Source organism: Qipengyuania aestuarii (assembly GCF_019711535.1).
Lineage (GTDB): Bacteria > Pseudomonadota > Alphaproteobacteria > Sphingomonadales > Sphingomonadaceae > Qipengyuania > Qipengyuania aestuarii.
The window spans coordinates 218,582-235,010 of the sequence record NZ_JAIGNP010000003.1 but is presented as its reverse complement, the minus strand read 5'-3'; the positions used below and the strand labels follow the sequence as shown (position 1 = coordinate 235,010).

Genomic DNA, 16,429 nt, shown 5'->3' with positions numbered 1-16,429 from the left:
ACCTGCGCATGATCGACAGGCGAACCGCCCTCGGGACATTGGCAGGCGTGCCGCTCGCTCTGGGTCTTCCGGCGCAAGCGGCCGCGCGGGACCGGAAACGGGCGCGCCGGATCAGCCTGGGCGATACGGTGGGTCTCGTCGCCCCGGCCAGCGCGGTTTCGCCGGACGCGATTGCTGCCAGCCAGCACATGATCCGCGGCATGGGCCTCACTCCCAAGCTGGGCGCAAATGCGGCGCGCACCGACGGCTATCTCGCCGGCACCGATGCGCAGCGCGCTGCCGATCTCAACGCCATGTTCGCCGATGACCGGGTCGCGGCCATCTTCGCCATTCGCGGGGGCTGGGGCGGGGCGCGGCTGCTGGAAATGCTCGACTGGGACATGATCCGCCGCAATCCGAAGCTGGTCATCGGCTATAGCGACATCACTTCGCTTCACCTGGCCATCGCCGCGCGCGCCGGTTTCCCCACCATCCACGCGCCCAATGCGAGCAATTCCTGGCCGAAAGCCAGCTGGGAAAGCCTGTGGCGGCTGGCCTTCACCGGTGAGACGCCGGTGCTTGGTATGGGTGAGGACGGACCATCAGGCCGCACTATCACACCGGGGCGGGCGAGAGGCCGGCTCTTTGGCGGCAATCTGACGGTACTGTCCACGCTGATGGGAACGCCGTGGGTGCCGGATTTCGGCGGCGCCATCCTTTTCCTGGAAGACGTCAACGAGGCGGAATACCGCATCGACCGGATGCTCCAGCAGCTGGAGCTGGCAGGAGTTTTGGGAAAACTATCAGGAGTGGTTTTCGGGCGGTGCCGCGCCTGCGCCACCGCTGAACCCGACTATGCCGGCCTGACCTTGGACGAGGTCCTCGACCGGCATCTGAAACCGCTCGGCATTCCCGCAGTCGCGGGGGCCAATATCGGTCACCACCGGGGGCAGTTGAGCCTGCCCCACGGCGGTGAAGTGGAAATCAATGCTCAGGAGCGCACGATCACGCTCCTGAAACCGATTGTGGGCTGACGGCTCAGACCCCTTCGTTGTCCAGCCATTCGACCAGCGATGCCAGACAGTCGCGCGCCAGCATCTTGCAGCGCTCGGGGCTCCAGCCCTGTTCCGGCTCGGGATCGGCCTTGTTGTCCTTATAGGGCATTTCCAGCGTCATCGAGGTCGCGCCGAAACGCTCTGCCACCTGGTTGGTGCTCATCGACAGATTGGCCTTGCCGGGGGAAGACTTCACATAGCCAAGTTCGGTCTGGAAATCGGTGGTCCGGCGATTGAGGATGCGTTCGAAGCGGTAATAGCGTTCACCCTGCTCGTCGGTCCAGGACGGGATGCCTTCGAAACCGGCCAGGAAGCTCACGGGAATGGCCTCATCGGCATGGACGTCCATGGCGAAGTCGACGCCGGTCTTGTCCATGTGGTTGCGGATCGCCAGCACTTCGGGGCTGCGTTCGGCGCTGGGGTTTTCCCATTCGCGGTTGAGATTGGCACCCGCCGCGTTGACGCGCAGGTTGCCGCGCTTCGAACCGTCGGGATTGCAGTTCGGCACGATGTGCAGGCGGCACTTCTGGCGCAGGCGGCGCCCGACGCTGTCGGCGGGGTCGGTAAGCACTTCGAGCGCGCCTTCCATCCACCATTCAGCCTGCGTTTCACCGGGATGCTGGCGGGCATAGAGCCATACGTTGAAGCTGCCGTCGCCCATTTCGAGGCAGTCCAGTGGCTGCCCGTCGAGCGTGGTGCCGAGATGCACATGGTCCACGCCTTCCGAGGCTGCCGCTTCGGCAACGAGGTCGAAATGCCGTTCCATCGAATAGGGAGCGAAATAGGCGAAATAGGCGATGTCGCTGGCGGGCGTATAGCGGATGGTCAGCGTGCCGCCTTCTTCGTCCTTGTCATAGGAGGATGCGGCGCGGCCCCAGTAATCGCGATCTTCCGACACGCAGGCATCGTAATCGGGCCAGCCGTCGGGATAGGCGCTGTCGGAAAGCTGGGTGATCTTGAGCACCAGTTCGCGCCCCTTCGCGCCGGCGACGCGGAAGTGGAACCACTGCTTGAACTCGCTGTTCGTATCCAGCGGAATGGCCAGCCGCGCGGTTGCGCCGTCCACCGAAAGGACGTCGATATTGCCACTGTCAAACGCGGAATCGATCCGGATATCGCTCACTCGGAAACCTCTACTTTAATTGTCTCGCCATTATTGCCGGGAAATTCTCTGAACAGCGCGGCGGCGAGTGTCTGTGCGTTGGCCTTGCTTTGCGCAAGGGGTGAATTGTCCGCCACACGGAATTCGGCGCGGCCTTCCCAAAGGGCCTCGCCGCTTGCCGCATCGCGGATGGTGACTGCCAGTTCGGTGCCGACCTTGTCGCGCGCCCCGCCACCCAGATTGATGCCGAGGCCGAGGCCCACGCCCGAGCCGTAGGAGCCGGTGCTTCCGCCAACTCCGACACTGACCGGGGAGCGGCGCCCTTCGGCGGTCATCACATAACGATCAACCGAAACCGAGGCCACCTGTCCGGCGCTGGTACGCGCGCTTTCGGAATAGCCAAGCGATCGCAATTCGGCGGCGATTGCCGACTTATACGGCATGAGAGCAAGGCTGTCGGCATCTTGGCCGGGCGCGCTTTCGATGAAGATCGTGCCCTGGCCCAGCGTCGCAGCGCGTTCGGGCGCAACGAAACGGGTTACTTCGACCGGGCCGGGCGCAGTGGCGCAGGCGGAAAGCGAAAGGGCGGCGAAACCGGCAAGCAGGAGGGCTGTGTTCTTCATGATACGACCTTTCAGGCGGGGCAGAACTGGGGGTGTCAGGGAGGTAACGCCCCAGCAGCCCCGATGCTCCTGCCGGCATCCGCACAGCCCCTTAGTCGATTGCCCTTACCAAATGGTATGCTAGTCCAGCGCCCCATGAGCGATGCGAGAAAAGTGCCGGTGCTGGTCACCGGAGGGGCAGGGTATATCGGCAGCCATGCGGTGCTGGCGCTGAAAGACGCAGGCTGGGAGGTGGCCGTTATCGACAATCTGTCGACCGGGTTCGAATTTGCCATTCCCGACGGCGTACCGCTTTACCGCGGCGATATCGCCGATGCCGAATCGCTGGCGCGTATTTTCGCCGAGCAGGGCACGAAAGCGATCATGCATTTTGCCGGATCGATCATCGTGCCCGAATCGGTGGAGCAGCCGCTCCGATATTACGAGAACAATACGGTGAAGAGCCGTGCGCTGATCGAGGCGGCTGTCGCGGGCGGGGTCGATCATTTCATCTTCTCGTCCACGGCGGCAACCTACGGCGTGCCGGAAACTTCGCCGGTGGCCGAGGATTCGCCCAAGAGCCCGATCAATCCTTACGGCTGGTCGAAGCTGATGACCGAGCAGATGCTGGCTGATGCCGCAGCAGCGCACGGCTTCAACTTCTGCGCCTTGCGTTATTTCAACGTTGCCGGCGCCGACCCCGAAGCGCGCAGCGGGCAATCGACCGCCGGGGCAACCCACCTGATCAAGGTCGCCTGCGAGGCGGCAACCGGCAAGCGCGACAGCGTGGCCGTCTTCGGCACCGATTACGACACGCCCGACGGGACCGGTGTGCGCGACTATATCCACGTCAGCGATCTGGCGAATGCGCATGTGCTGGCGCTCGAAGCGCTGATCGAGCAGCCGCAGCGTTCGCTCACCATGAACTGCGGCTATGGCAGGGGCTTCTCTGTCCTCGAAGTGCTTAATGCCGTGGACCGCGTGACCAATGCTACGATCGAGCGGCGGATGGAGCCGCGCCGGGCGGGCGACCCGGCCGAACTGGTTTCCGATCCAGGCCGCATCCGCGCCACCCTGCCGTGGCGGCCGCAGCATGACGATCTCGGCACGATCATCGAACATGCCCTGCAATGGGAGCGGAGGCTGTCCGAAATTCGGGGAAGTGCTTGACCAGAATCACCCACGTGGCTATCGGGCGCGCTTGAATTCGGCGCACCGGACCCTACTTCCGGTGCGTATTTATTTGATCAGAGAGAACCGATGAAGATCCGCAACAGCCTCAAGTCGCTTAAGAGCCGTCACCGTGATTGCCGCGTGATCCGTCGTCGCGGCCGCACCTATGTCATTAACAAGACCAACCGTCGCTTCAAGGCTCGCCAGGGCTAAGCTTCGGCTTCGCGGGACCTGTCCCGCAATTGTCTAACGATCGGCCCGGCTCCCGATGGGAGTGCGGGCCGAACGCATTCGGGAAGGATAAAAGGCATGCGGCACGAGCCGGTCGATGCGGTGGTCTTCGATGTGGGGCGGGTACTCTATCACTGGGACATGCGCCATCTCTACGAAAAGATGACCAGCGATCCCGAGCGGCTTGAAACCATTCTGGGCGAAGTCGTGACCGAGGAATGGCATTTTCTCCATGATGCCGGCCGCCCCCTGTCCGAAATGGTGCTGGAGCGGATCGCGCTCTTCCCCGATTACACGGCGGAAATCCGCGCCTATGCCACACGCTTCAACGAAACCATTCCGGGGCCCGTAGAAGGCAGCCACGAATTGGTGGAGCGGCTGCATGCGCGCAATGTCCCGCTGTTCGCGATCACCAATTTCGCCGCGGAATTCTGGGCCGGCTTCCGCCCTCGGCACAGGATATTCGACCGGTTCGGGGAAATCGTGGTCTCGGGCGTCGAGCGGATCGCCAAGCCGGACCCGGCGATATTCGCGCTATCGGCAGAACGCTTCGGCCATGCACCCGAGCGCATGCTCTTCATCGACGACAATGCGGCCAATATCGAATCGGCCGCGAATTGCGGATGGCAGGTGCACCACTTCACCGGTGCCGACGAACTGGAGGCAGATCTCGTCGACCGGGGCCTGGTCTAGCGCCGACGCAAAAAAGGCCCCGGTCCGGAAACCGGGGCCGGTGCCTCCCCCGATGGAGTGGGAGGCGGGATTTCGGGAAAATCAGCGGTTGCAGCGGGTCAGCTTGTCCGCATCCAGAGCCTCGCCTTCGGTGGTGAAGGCAACGATTTCGCCCAGATCGCGCTTCAGCTCGCGGCACATGCGTGCGGGGCGCGAAGTGCCCTTGGCTGCCACGCAGTTCGTGCCCTTGCAGGTCCAGGCCACGCCGCCCGCGATGACCGTTTCCTTCTCTGCGGGCGCGGCCAGCTGCACCTGATAATAGGCACCGTCGCGGGCCTGGGCAGGAGCCGCAGTGCCGATCGCGCCCAGCGCGCCTGCTGCGCACAGGGCAGCGGCCATGAAGGCGCCGGGGCGGATGGAGCGGGAAATAATCATGATGCAGAAGCCTTTCGCTTGGTCGAATATGCGCAGCGTCGAGCGACGCTGGAATAAAGGTTGCTAATCGCAACGGGTGGCAACGCGCCCTAATGCGATCAGTTGTGATTCGCAACTAACTTCGCAAAGCATTTGGCAACACGCCGTTTTCGGGTAGATAGGTTTCTCGAGAAGGACTTAATTTATGCCCGACATCCGCGAACCCTTGCGCGAGCTGACCGAATGCGGTTTGCCGCAGGCGCTCGAAGTCATGGGCGAACGCTGGAGCTTCATGATCCTGCGCGCCAGCTTCAACGGTCTCCACCATTTCGAGGAATTCCTCAGCGAGCTGGGGATCGCTCGCAACATCCTGTCCAATCGGCTCGCCAAGCTGGTCGAGCATGGCATCCTCAAACGGGATCCGTGCCCCGACGATCGCCGCAAGATCGAATACCGGCTGACTGAAAAGGGGCTGGACCTCCTCCCCGCGATGATCGCGCTGCGGCAATGGGGTCAGAAATACGGTGAGCAGGTGGTCGAAAATCCCGTGCTGGTCGACGAGCGCGACCGGCTGCCGATCGGTCCTACCTCGATCCTCAGCCACGATGGCCGCATTCTCGGCCCGCAGGACCTCCATCTGGTGGAGCGGGCCAACCTCGGCCTTCGCGCCGATGGCACCACTTCGACGCCCGGGCCGGGGCTGGACCGCGGCGCAGTGGTCGACATCGAGACGCTTCGCAAAAGGCGTGATGCGGCCTGAGGGCGCCATGATCTGCCCGTGACCGGCACGCCGGAAACCACCCCCGATGGCCGTTACATCATCGTGCGCGGACGGTTGTGGCGCACCAGTAATCCGGCGCTTTCCGAAGACCAGCGCGAATCGCTCGTGAAGCGGCTCATGGATGCGCGCCGCTCCGTCGCGGCGGCGAGGCGCGTAAACGACCCTGCGGCGGAGAAGCTGGCGCGCGGCAAGGTGCATGCGGCCAAAGTGGAACTGGGCGAAAGGGGCCCCGTCTGGTGGTCCGACGGCGCGCCCGATTACAATCGCCATCTGCTAAAGAATACGCCCTATGCCGATGCCGCGCAGGCCGCGGCCCCGGCAGACGGCGATTCCCGTCCTTAAGGCCGATGGTTAACGCATTCTTGCAAAAGTGACGTCAAATCCCGCTCTGACGGTGTGACGTCATCGTTAAAAACATCGAAACACCTTGCTGCCATACCCTGTCGAGAATCGGGGCACATGCCTGCTTGAGCCGGATAAAAACGTGATCGAAATCGAAGTTCAGAACGAAACGCACCAGACGCAATTCCGTATCAAGTCGCTGACCGTGCCGCGCATCGGCGAAGGTCTTCGCCTGAAGGAGCCCGACGGCACCTGGGCGAGCTACGACGTGCTCGACGTCTGGTACCAGCAGGCCGAGTACGGCGAAGTCTGGGTCCCCTATCTCCATGTGAAGACGACGCCTGCAGACGGCGGAGTGTCCATGGCACCGGCACCGACCACCCAGGAAATGCCCAACCAGGCGATGCCCATCGCCGATTTCCTCGCCAAGTTCGAAGGCGACCACGAGCACGAGACGGTGAAGCTCAACCTAGATTTGGGTGAAGAGGGCTGAGGCTGGATAAGGTCACTGGGCGATGATCCATGTGACTTTCTCTGCATCCAGTGGAGACTCGCTGCAGCGAGCGCTAGGGAAAAGCGACAGGGACACAAAAGTCGTCGCATTGCCGGACAATTTGGACTGGGGGCCAATCGTCCGCGAGGATTTCGCGGCTCGCGAAGCTTGGTTCAACGAAAATCTTCCGTGGGAAAGAGGAGGATGGGATTGGATCGCCGCCGGTATAGCCACCTTTCAGCGAGAGCTTGAGAAAAGCGACCGTCACCTGGTGTGGGTCGCTCCCCAGAACGCGGCCGAATTATGCGGGCTTCAATTCTATCTCGACAGATTCGGCGGAGAGCGAGCAGAATTCGTTTTGGTCGATCACGGCTTCCCTGGGACGTGGGAGGAAAAACCACCCAAAGCCTTGAGCGAGCTTGATGTCACGGCGTTCGAATTCCTTCTCGCAAATGCAGGCCGTGAACCGTGGGACCCGGTGCGATTTCCGAGAAATCGTTGGCGAGAACTCTGCGACGCCTCGAAAAATCTTCGGATCGTAGGCGATGGCGGAGCAAAAAGCGTCGAAGCCGAGTTCTTCGATGCCAAGTTGCTCGCCCAATGTGCAGCGGAATGGAAAAAATCCGAGCGCATTCTGGCCGATGCGATGATCGCTATTTGGCAACAAGAGCACTTCGTCGAGGTCGACCTCCCATTCTGGCGGCTCCGCGAACTCGCTTTGCAAGGCAAGGTAGAGGTCTCTCGGAAAATGTGTTTCGACACCCGATACGGGCCAGACCCTCTGCTTGTCCGCCGCGCCTGAAGCGCTGATGGCTCAAGCAATTCCTGCAGCTTTGGCATGCGCCGGCTTCCCGCGCCCTTGCCGGTATCGCTGGGTCGAAAGGCCAATCGGGCGGTGCCCATCGCCTGACTTTCATGCCAAGTGCCGGTCATTCTCTCGATAAGATGTCTATGTGGGCTTCTGCCTCGGCATCTCCGGGCACACGCTCCAGATAAGCGTGGTACATGTCGAGTGCCGCGCGGGTTTGCCCCGTAACGCGCAAGCCATCAGCCAGCCTGTAAACGGCATAGTCTGATTCCGGGTGCAACACGCGATTGAGCTTCAGCAGGTCGATCCCGGCGGAGTTCCGGCTCCGGTGGATATATTTGAACCCTGCCAGATCGACTACGCCTTCTCGTGCCTTGCGGGAACCGTCGCTTCTGCGGCTTGCGGAAATGCCGGCTTCGATGCCCTTCGAAACAGTCACATCGATCAGCTGCTGTGTGAAACGGTAATTGCGTGTGTCATCGGTGGGACCGGCTATCATTTCATGGACCAACGCTTCGGTAGCCCAATATCCATCCACGTCGCCATTGGTAAGCACGACGAATATGGTGTCGGTGTCGGGAAAGATCATAAGCTCGCCCGCGACCCCGTAATGGCCGCCCGAGTGCCCCAGCAAACGGGTTCCGTTGAGGTCCTGTTCGACTATCCCATAACCGTATTTGCCAAGAGGAGTGTCCGACCGACCTTGCAGGAACGCTTTGGTCATTTCGGAGCCTAGCAAGCGATTGCGTGTTAGCGCGAGGGCAAACCGATGAAGATCGCCAACGGTCGAGTAAGCGCTGCCGGCCGCGCTTCCACGAGCCTCCAGCCGGCTGCTGCAATCGATCCATTCTCCCGGCTTCTCCTCGGATCGCATGTAGGCGATCGCACGATTCGAGACTTCTTCATCCACGCGCCAATTGTCGGTGTCTGCCATGCCTGCCCTCTCGAAGACCGCGTGCCGGACATGGTCGTAATAACTTCTGCCTGTCACTGCTTCGATGACGAGGCCGAGAACAATGTAGCCCCCGTTCGAATAAGAGAAAGCGCTGCCCGGTTCATGTTCGAGAGGGATGTGGGCAAATAGCGGCAGATAGTCGCTGTGGTTTTCGGGGTAGGGGCCTTTCAGGTCTGCCATACCCTGCCAGTAATTACCGATGCCGGATCTGTGCATCAGCAAATGCGCGATCGTTACATTTTTCGCCGCAGCATAGTTGGGGTAGCCTGGAAGGTGTCTGGCTATGGTATCGCCGAGCGAGAGCGCTCCGGCTTCGACCAGTTGCATGATGCAAATGGCCGTGAACATTTTGGATACGGATGCGAGATTGAACTTCGTGTCGACAGTGTTGCGCCTGCCGCTGGCCCTGTCCGCCAAACCGTAGCTTTCGGCAAATTCGATCTGGTCGCCGCGGGCAAGCAGGACCGCTCCGCTCAGATCCATGGTGCGAACGAGGTTTCGTGAACGCCCGGATAACCTGCCGCTTTGTGCGCTACGCGTCGCGCAGCTGGCTAAGGCGAGGGTCGCAGCCGCTCCACCGCCGATTGCAAGGACTCCGCGCCGCGACGTTTTCTGGAAATGCATCTGTTTTCTCTCGCTCTTGCAATTGTCGGACTTTCGGCATTACGTAACCTATTACAGAATTATATGTAACAGGTTACGTAATTGTCAATTGGGCCGGATATGAAGACGGACGAAGCCCGCGAGGGCAGCATCGAGGCATACGGAGCATTCGCCATCGGTGGGCGCCTGCGACGACTGAGCGACAGGATCGATCGCGATGCGAAGTCGATCTACGAGAAGATCGGCGTGCAGTTCGAACAGCGCTGGTTTCCGGTATTCAACTGTCTGCGCGCAGGGGAGGCTTTGAATGTGACGGAGATCGCGGATCGCCTTGGCCTTTCTCACGTCTCGGTCAGCGTCATTCGCAAGTCGCTCGAGAATGCGGAATTGGTGACTTCGAAAGTTGATGAGAATGATGGCAGGCGCTCTGTCCTGACGCTGACCGCCAAGGGAAAAGCGCTTTCGGAAGAGCTCGGACCGCTGTTCTCAGCGCTCGACCTTGCGGCGGCAGAATTGAACAAGGAAGCTGGCAACGCAATCACGGCAATCGCCCGGCTTGAAAAAGCGCTGGACAGGAGATCGATATCGGCCCGAACCGCCGATTTTCTCGAGCAGAATCAGACGCGGTAGCCTCGCCTTCACATCATTACCTTCAGGGGCTCGAAAGCCGATAGAGGATCCAGTCCGCGGAGGCAGACTTTCCGCTTCACACTTGATAGCCGCCCCTCGCTGTTTCACGCCCGCGGCGGTTGCCTGCGATAACTCAGCGCTTCGGCCACATGGATTCGGCCGACCGTTTCTGCGCCTGCCAGATCGGCGATCGTGCGGGCCACTCTCAGCATGCGGGTATAGCCGCGCGCCGAAGATCAATCCACACAGAGCGTAACCGTGGAGAAGTCGTGGTCGGGTCGAATGCCCAACCATGGCATGCCAATCGCCGACGTCCTCGCCAAATTCGAAGGCCACCACGAGGACTGGGGCGTAAAACAGCGTCAGTCTGCCGCCGAAGTTTCGAGTTTCGTTCGTAACGCTGTCAGCACTCGTCGTGTCGCCTGAAGGTCCTCGACGGTCAGATCCTGCGCCAACGCTTCCACGCGCGGACCATAGAGACCGATTGCGGCATCGTATGTTTCCTGCCCCTTCGGCGTCAGAACAACGAGTTGAGCCCGCTTGTGATGCGGGTTTGGCTCGAACGAAACCAGTCCGTCCTTCTCCAAGTCGTTCACGATCCGCTGCACATTCTGGCGGTTCGCCCCCAGATCCCGGGCCAGCCATGCCACGGGCTGCGCCCGGTCGGCCTGTACGATCGCCCCGAGAATCTGCCACCGCGCACTGGTCAGGCCGAGCGGCGAAACGATCCGGTCGCCCCAGGCGAGCGTCGCGTTGTTGGCCCGAAACATGGCAAGGATAACGTCAGTCAACGTTTCTGCTTTCGATCGCGGATCTTCAGCGGGCATATGACACCTTCCATTTATATTGACACCATCATGTCAAAGATGCTTCATAGCGACACTACCGCAATAAAGGACATGTGGACATGAAAAAGCTGGTTCATCGCATCGCGGGCGCAATCGCGCTGCTGACGATCGCAAGCTTCTGGCTCTCGACACTCATCAGCGAACTGTCCGGCTCGACGGAGGCGGTGGTGGCCGTCAAAACAGCAATTCCGTGGGGTTTCCTGCTATTGATACCCGCTCTTGCAGTTGTAGGCGGAACCGGGTTTTCACTGACCGGAGGGCGGGCGAAAGGGCTGGCCGCTACCAAGCTGAAGCGTATGCCTGTGATCGCAGCCAACGGATTACTCATTCTGGTCCCCTCAGCCTTATTCCTCGCATGGAAGGCTACTGCCGGGGAGTTCGATGCTGCGTTTTACGCCGTGCAGGCGATTGAACTGGTAGCGGGCGCGGCAAACCTGGTGCTTCTTGGCCTCAACATGCGAGACGGGCTGAGAATGACTGGCAGGCTGAGGGTTCGTCCTCGAAGCGCGCAACCTTGAGGGCGGCCCGCGCCGCAGGAGGTGCTACCCCGGGCGGTGTTCTGCGCTGGTCAACGGCGGACCGTTATTCCGCTGCCCGTTTGCGCACTGCCAAACCGTTTTGCCGCGGCTGCATCGTCAAGTAGCTCGGCGCGCAGGAAGGCGATGAGAAGGTCCACCGCCTCATCGTAATGGGGCTGTCCGCCATAGACGAAATTATGCGACGCGCCGTCGACGACGAGAAGCGTGCGCTCGCCCGCCGGCTGACGCTCGAAATAGGTCGCGTGGCTTTGCGGGTCGAGGGCGAACGGTTCCACCGTATCCGCAGTGCCCGTAATCATCAGGGTGGGAACCGTCACCGTCTCCAGCCGGCCTTCCGGCTCGGTCAATCCTGGAATGACGCCGGGAGACGAAAAGCTCGCCACGGCCTCGATCCGCGGTACGCGCGCATCGAACATGGTTTGCAAGGCACCGCCGCCGATGAGGCCGATGAGCGAGCCGTAGCTGTGCCCCACAGCGCCATAGGGCAAATCGGGAAACGCCTCGGCAGAATAAGCGCTCACCGCCTGCAGGTCGCCGATCCGGGTCATCAAGGCGGTTCGCAAATCCTCCCGCCGATCTTCGGGAATAAGGATGGAATCGCCATGAAGCGGCGCCAGAACCACGAAACCCGCACCCCTTAGCCGGTCTATCAGCAATTCGAGGCGGGCGGGCGAACCGCCGGCCCCGTGCGACAGGAAGATCGCCCCACGCGGCGCGGTCACCGGGCGATAGATAGAAAGGTCGATCGTGCGACTAGCGGCCGGCAACATGACATGCTCCGGCGCAGCGAATGCAGCCTTCTGCTGTCCTACGACGGGAGTCGAGGCGGCATCCATGGCTGCACAGCCACTCAGAAGAGCAATGCTGACAACGCAGTTCATCAATGCACCAGCTGCTTTACGCATATTGTCTCCAACAGGCCGTTCGCGAAATATTAGAACACAGAATACCTGAACCGAGAAGAGAATTGCGCAGTCGAGCGCGATTAGAGCCGGCAATTACGTGGCCGAGGGATCTCCAGGCAACCGCCGCGCCTCACGCCCGTGGCGGTTGCCTGCGATAACTCAGCGCTTCGGCCACATGGATGCGGCCTACCGTTTCTGCGCCTGCCAGATCGGCGATCGTGCGGGCCACTCTCAGCATGCGGGTATAGCCGCGCGCCGATAGTCGCATGGCGGTGGCTGCCTGCATGAGCAGTTCGCGGCCCTTGTCGTCCGGCCCGGCGAATTCCTCCAGCGCGTCGCCCTGCAATTCGGCATTGGTGCGCGCGCCGCTGGTCTGGGCGCGGGCGGTCTGGACCGCACGGGCGCGGGCGACGCGGGCGGCGACTTCGGCGCTGCCTTCGGCGGGCGGGGGCAGGGCAAGGTCTGCAGCGCTCACCGCATCGACATCGACATGCAGATCGATCCGGTCGAGCAGCGGGCCGGACACCTTGCTCTGGTAATCGGCAGCGCATCGGGGCGCGCGGCTGCAGGCCAGCGCGGGATCGCCCAGATGGCCGCAGCGGCACGGGTTCATCGCCGCGACGAGCTGGACATTGGCGGGGAAGGTCACATGCGCATTGGCGCGCGCCACATCGACCGTGTTCGTCTCCAGCGGCTGGCGTAGCGAATCGAGCACGGCGCGCTGGAATTCGGGCAGTTCGTCGAGGAACAGGACGCCCAGGTGCGCCAGGCTGACCTCGCCCGGCTTCACCTTCAGCCCGCCGCCGGTCAGCGCCGCCATGCTGGCCGAATGATGCGGCGCGCGAAATGGGCGAGCGCGGCTGATCCGCCCGTCTTCGAGCAGGCCGGCGACCGATTGCACCATGCTCACCTCCAGTGCCTCCGGCGGGGACAGCGGCGGCAGGATGCCGGGAAGGCAGCTGGCGAGCAGCGACTTGCCCGCGCCCGGCGGGCCGATCATCAGCAGGTTAGATATGCCTACACTCGCGCTGATATCAGCTGTGGATAGGTACCGGAATGGCCGGAACGGGGCCGCTAGCGGTCAGTCGGCTATTAGTGTTGTTCTCAAGCAGACAAGCTGTTCGGCCAAACTCTCAATCCACGGCAAAAAGCGATCAATCACCAATCGCTAGCAGTTTAGGTCTCCGCCTACGGATCTGCGATTGGCAGCGACTAGCAGCCCTTTTTGGCGGATATCCGTCTATTTCCGCGCTGGTTTTGCGTCTGAGATCGAATGAAATACTCTGCTCGTCGATTGGACGAATGCGGCCGTTCTACTTCGGGCTCAATCCATAGACGCTAAGTGAACCGCTTACCTTCGTCCTCCCAAGCCGACAACGCTCCGCCTTTTCCCGATTCCGACAGATGCGGTTGCTTTCATAATCATCGAGGCGATTTTCTGCGCGCTGCTCACATAGCACAATGCCATGCCGGCAAGCGCCTGGCACGGGGACAGCAAAGCCGGGCAAGCGGAACCCCGCGAGTCGGGTTGGGCTTCACGCGGGGTTCCTGGACGGCCCCTTGGGGGCACCTGCGACCTGCAGGGCTTCGGGGGGAGGCGGGGCCGTCCTTTCCTGATCTTGCGATGTTCGTTGCGGTTTCCTGCCCAGGGTATCTCCTGAATAGCCGTGTCACCGGGGAACGCGCCCGATCACATGCTGTCCATGTCGTGATCGGCCATCGAGGACATGTCATGGCCCGCATGGGGATCGGCGGGCGGGGTCGCCTCGCTCGCGGGTTGCGTGCGCGTTGCTGGCGCTGCGGGTGTGGCAGTTGCGCGTGATGCGGGCGGGACAGCGCGCCGTGACGCAGGCGTGGCGGCGCCAATTGTCGAAAGAGCGTCCTGACGTGCGGCCGCTGCCTCATTTTCGGAGGGAGAGGTTGCCGGGTCTGCAAGACCCGCCTCGGGTGCCGTGCCAGGCATCACCGCAGTTCCGCCCATAGGCGAAACCTCAGCAGCCGGTGTGCTCTCCTGCGCTTGGTCACAAGCGGCGAGAGCGAACGTCAATGGCGCGGTCGTGAGAAATGCTATCGCGGTGTTCGATTTCAGAATTCGCATGTTATTCAACTCCTTCAGAGCCACGAAACGCCAAGATGGTCCGGTCCGTGCGCGAGCTCGCCGCCAAGGAACCCCTGGATGAGAACGAGTGCCGCCATGGAGAAGATCGACGCGCGCAACCATGCGCGGCTCTGGCTCGGCCTGCTCGCGAGGTATGCCATCGCAATACCGAGAACCGCAATCAGCATACCGGTCCATCGATGGACTTGCATGACAGTATCGCCGCCGAACCACAGACCGGTGTGAATCCATCCGAACAGAACTGCGACGACTGCGCCGATTGCTCCGCCGTAGACGAGTACGCGCACCGCACTTTCCAGGCCTGCTCCTTTCCGGCGCATCACGAACAATTCGGTGGCCGCAGCCATGAAAAACAAGGCGATCGGGAAGTGGATCGTTGCCGGATGCAGCTTTTTCAGTACGGCCATGACGCCGGTTTCGCTCTCATCCGCATGGCCACCGGCCTCGTCATGGGCTGCGCCCGCTTCATCGTGCGCGCCGGAGGACTCGCCAGCATCCGCAGTCTCGCCCATCTGCGCCATGGCCGCCTGGTCGTGCACATCGCCATTGGTGGCAGCAGGCGCGGCGCTCGCCTCTTCGCCGTGCTTTTCGTCGCCATGAGCCTGAACGGGTCCGACGAAGAGCAGGCTTGCGGCGAGCAGCGCCAGAAATGAGGGGGCTCTCATGTCTCGTATGTCTCCCGACCCTGCATTTAAAGTGCGACCTATGTGCCTGATACGCACGGCAGCCGCGTGCCCCTCGCATTAATTTGATAGTTCAGCGCGACTGAAGTGCGCCCGGGTGGTCACGCTTGCTGGCGGCATCATCGCGATCGTCGAACGCATTCGGCTCCTGGCCGCGTTCGGCCTGGCGAACGAGGGTAAGGCGTTCGCCCACGCGAATAAGCCCCATGGGCTCAGGCGAGCTTGCTCTTCTTTGCGCGGCGGCGCAGCCTCGGCATCCGGTTCGCCAGCAGGACGAAACCCGACAGGGCTATGATCGTGCCGCCAATGCCGAACAGCAGCAGCCACCAACTGTTGATGCGGTCGCGCTCGGTCCAGTCCATGATGTGGAGGCCCCAGATGAAATCGAACAGGCGCCATGTATCGCTGCGCGCCGCCCCGAGCGTGCCGCTGGCGGCATCGATGTAGATGCGCGTCGAAGCCTCGTCAGCATAGGTGACCTGCCAGGCCGGAAAAGGGCCGCGAAACTCGGTTCCGATGGGGTCATCGACGATCCGTGCGGCCTCGATGATCGTGCGCGGCCCGGTCCATGCGCGCAAGGCGATGGATTTTGCCGTTGCCGCCGAGATGGGGGAGAGTTTACGCCCAGTCACCGGATCGTGGAGGCTCACGCTACCGTCAACCTTGCGGACCTCGGTCACGGCATCGCCGTCGAGCGAACGTGTCGTTACCGCTGCAAGAGTACCGTCGTTTGCGACCCAGGCCGGGAGCGGGGCATCGGCGGGCAGCGCCTCTTGTTCACGCGAAACGACATGTTCGGAGCGAACTTCTTCCAGGTCGAGAAACGACATGAGGGCGCCGGTTCCCATCCACAAGAGAACCTGGACACCGACGAAAATCGCCAGCCATTTGTGGATCTTGCTGCCGAGCACATGCAGGCGCAGCTTCAGCGACGGCGTTGCCAACCGGTGCTACCTCTTCGAAAGCCGTAATCAGTTGCGCGGCGCGCGCGACGAGGAATGGTACTGGACGATTCTCCACCCGTCCGCATCGTGAGCAAGCACCGATGTCGCCACGCCGTCGCGCTCGATCACCCGGCCATCGCTAAGTTCGATGCGATAGCCATACGTCTCATAGGCATGGGCCATGTGCCCCATCCGGGTGACGGTCAGCATGGGGTCGGTAAAGGTGAAGCTCACAATCGCGTCGAGCTCGGGGCCCAAATGGTGCTCCATGTAATTGGCAAAGCTTCCTTCGGCCTTGCCATTCTCGAAGATCGCCGAGTCCTCGGCGAAGAGCGCGCGCATTGCCTGCGCGTCGCGCGCTTCAAGAGCGGTGCGATAGGCCTTGAGGGTTTCTTCAGCGCCCGCGACATCGTCCGCCGAAGCGTCCATCGCGTGCATCTGATGGTTCGCATGGGAAGAGTGGTCCATCTGCTGCGCGAAGGCTGGCAGCGGTATCAGCGTGGCAACAAGCGCAGTCGCCGCGATGCGTGTCAAAGTCTTGGTCATGGAAG

21 protein-coding genes and 2 pseudogenes are annotated in these 16,429 nt (G+C 61.9%); 10 read left to right on the top strand and 13 right to left on the bottom strand.

What is annotated here, in order from left to right:
* Nucleotides 1-8 precede the first annotated feature (8 nt).
* The gene (locus tag K3175_RS10870; RefSeq protein WP_221543410.1) at nt 9-1,013 is read left to right on the top strand and encodes a S66 peptidase family protein; all 1,005 of its coding nucleotides are present in this window, start codon (nt 9-11) and stop codon (nt 1,011-1,013) included.
* A gap of 4 nt (nt 1,014-1,017) precedes the next feature.
* On the opposite strand, the gene K3175_RS10865 is transcribed toward K3175_RS10870, so the two are convergent.
* Nucleotides 1,018-2,157: a M14 family metallopeptidase gene (locus K3175_RS10865; RefSeq protein WP_221543409.1), complete on the bottom strand. Its 1,140-nt coding sequence runs from the start codon at nt 2,155-2,157 to the stop codon at nt 1,018-1,020.
* Entirely contained in the window at nt 2,154-2,759 is a 606-nt protein-coding gene (locus tag K3175_RS10860) for a DUF4136 domain-containing protein (protein WP_221543408.1), read from the bottom strand. The genes K3175_RS10865 and K3175_RS10860 overlap by 4 nt, the downstream gene beginning before the upstream one ends.
* A gap of 135 nt (nt 2,760-2,894) precedes the next feature.
* Between K3175_RS10860 and galE the strand changes: the two genes are divergently transcribed.
* From galE to K3175_RS10845, 3 genes are all read left to right on the top strand, one after another.
* On the top strand, nt 2,895-3,908 hold the full coding sequence (gene galE / locus K3175_RS10855) for a UDP-glucose 4-epimerase GalE (protein WP_221543407.1): 1,014 nt from the start codon (nt 2,895-2,897) through the stop codon (nt 3,906-3,908).
* A 90-nt stretch (nt 3,909-3,998) separates the two neighbouring features.
* Nucleotides 3,999-4,124, top strand: coding sequence for a type B 50S ribosomal protein L36 (gene ykgO, locus K3175_RS10850; RefSeq protein WP_006833921.1), 126 nt, complete (start codon nt 3,999-4,001; stop codon nt 4,122-4,124).
* Between the two features lie 96 nt (nt 4,125-4,220).
* Nucleotides 4,221-4,835 (top strand): HAD family hydrolase, encoded by a 615-nt coding sequence (locus K3175_RS10845; RefSeq protein ID WP_221543406.1) that lies wholly within the window; start codon nt 4,221-4,223, stop codon nt 4,833-4,835.
* 81 nt (nt 4,836-4,916) lie between these two features.
* Here K3175_RS10845 and K3175_RS10840 read toward each other — a convergent pair whose 3' ends face one another.
* Nucleotides 4,917-5,249 (bottom strand): DUF8200 family protein, encoded by a 333-nt coding sequence (locus K3175_RS10840; protein ID WP_221543405.1) that lies wholly within the window; start codon nt 5,247-5,249, stop codon nt 4,917-4,919.
* Between the two features lie 184 nt (nt 5,250-5,433).
* Here K3175_RS10840 and K3175_RS10835 point away from each other — a divergent pair, with 184 nt between their 5' ends.
* The 4 genes from K3175_RS10835 (at nt 5,434) to K3175_RS10820 (ending at nt 7,646) form a co-directional block, all read left to right on the top strand.
* Entirely contained in the window at nt 5,434-5,988 is a 555-nt protein-coding gene (locus tag K3175_RS10835; RefSeq protein WP_221543404.1) for a winged helix-turn-helix transcriptional regulator, read from the top strand.
* Nucleotides 5,989-6,006: 18 nt separating this feature from the next.
* Nucleotides 6,007-6,351, top strand: coding sequence for a hypothetical protein (locus K3175_RS10830; protein WP_221543403.1), 345 nt, complete (start codon nt 6,007-6,009; stop codon nt 6,349-6,351).
* Between the two features lie 142 nt (nt 6,352-6,493).
* Nucleotides 6,494-6,844: a hypothetical protein gene (locus K3175_RS10825; RefSeq protein ID WP_221543402.1), complete on the top strand. Its 351-nt coding sequence runs from the start codon at nt 6,494-6,496 to the stop codon at nt 6,842-6,844.
* A gap of 22 nt (nt 6,845-6,866) precedes the next feature.
* Nucleotides 6,867-7,646: a DUF3658 domain-containing protein gene (locus K3175_RS10820; protein ID WP_221543401.1), complete on the top strand. Its 780-nt coding sequence runs from the start codon at nt 6,867-6,869 to the stop codon at nt 7,644-7,646.
* A gap of 127 nt (nt 7,647-7,773) precedes the next feature.
* On the opposite strand, the gene K3175_RS10815 is transcribed toward K3175_RS10820, so the two are convergent.
* A complete protein-coding gene (locus K3175_RS10815; protein ID WP_221543400.1) occupies nt 7,774-9,090 on the bottom strand; it encodes a serine hydrolase domain-containing protein in 1,317 nt (438 codons plus the stop codon).
* Between the two features lie 240 nt (nt 9,091-9,330).
* Between K3175_RS10815 and K3175_RS10810 the strand changes: the two genes are divergently transcribed.
* Nucleotides 9,331-9,840, top strand: coding sequence for a MarR family winged helix-turn-helix transcriptional regulator (locus K3175_RS10810; RefSeq protein WP_221543399.1), 510 nt, complete (start codon nt 9,331-9,333; stop codon nt 9,838-9,840).
* Between the two features lie 104 nt (nt 9,841-9,944).
* Here the strand turns inward: K3175_RS10810 and K3175_RS10805 are convergent.
* Together K3175_RS10805 and K3175_RS10800 are read right to left on the bottom strand one after the other, a co-directional pair.
* Nucleotides 9,945-10,073, bottom strand: a pseudogene (locus K3175_RS10805) (magnesium chelatase subunit ChlI family protein); the annotation flags it as partial.
* A gap of 129 nt (nt 10,074-10,202) precedes the next feature.
* Nucleotides 10,203-10,631 carry a MarR family winged helix-turn-helix transcriptional regulator gene (locus K3175_RS10800; protein WP_221543398.1) on the bottom strand — a complete coding sequence of 143 codons (429 nt, stop codon included), beginning with the start codon at nt 10,629-10,631 and terminating at the stop codon, nt 10,203-10,205.
* 116 nt (nt 10,632-10,747) lie between these two features.
* On the opposite strand from K3175_RS10800, the gene K3175_RS10795 reads away from it, so the two are divergent.
* On the top strand, nt 10,748-11,206 hold the full coding sequence (locus K3175_RS10795; RefSeq protein ID WP_247710865.1) for a hypothetical protein: 459 nt from the start codon (nt 10,748-10,750) through the stop codon (nt 11,204-11,206).
* A gap of 50 nt (nt 11,207-11,256) precedes the next feature.
* On the opposite strand, the gene K3175_RS10790 is transcribed toward K3175_RS10795, so the two are convergent.
* From K3175_RS10790 to K3175_RS10765, 7 genes and pseudogenes are all read right to left on the bottom strand, one after another.
* The gene (locus tag K3175_RS10790; protein WP_221543397.1) at nt 11,257-12,063 is read right to left on the bottom strand and encodes an alpha/beta hydrolase; all 807 of its coding nucleotides are present in this window, start codon (nt 12,061-12,063) and stop codon (nt 11,257-11,259) included.
* 199 nt (nt 12,064-12,262) lie between these two features.
* Nucleotides 12,263-13,159, bottom strand: a pseudogene (locus tag K3175_RS10785) (YifB family Mg chelatase-like AAA ATPase); the annotation flags it as partial.
* A gap of 663 nt (nt 13,160-13,822) precedes the next feature.
* Nucleotides 13,823-14,230: a hypothetical protein gene (locus K3175_RS10780; protein WP_221543396.1), complete on the bottom strand. Its 408-nt coding sequence runs from the start codon at nt 14,228-14,230 to the stop codon at nt 13,823-13,825.
* Nucleotides 14,231-14,244: 14 nt separating this feature from the next.
* A complete protein-coding gene (locus K3175_RS10775) occupies nt 14,245-14,916 on the bottom strand; it encodes a DUF2231 domain-containing protein (protein WP_221543395.1) in 672 nt (223 codons plus the stop codon).
* A gap of 91 nt (nt 14,917-15,007) precedes the next feature.
* Complete coding sequence (locus tag K3175_RS14285; protein ID WP_267900630.1) at nt 15,008-15,142, bottom strand: hypothetical protein; 135 nt, start codon at nt 15,140-15,142, stop codon at nt 15,008-15,010.
* A 4-nt stretch (nt 15,143-15,146) separates the two neighbouring features.
* A complete protein-coding gene (locus tag K3175_RS10770) occupies nt 15,147-15,878 on the bottom strand; it encodes a PepSY domain-containing protein (RefSeq protein WP_221543394.1) in 732 nt (243 codons plus the stop codon).
* A gap of 27 nt (nt 15,879-15,905) precedes the next feature.
* Entirely contained in the window at nt 15,906-16,424 is a 519-nt protein-coding gene (locus tag K3175_RS10765; RefSeq protein WP_221543393.1) for a YybH family protein, read from the bottom strand.
* Between the last annotated feature and the right edge of the window lie 5 nt (nt 16,425-16,429).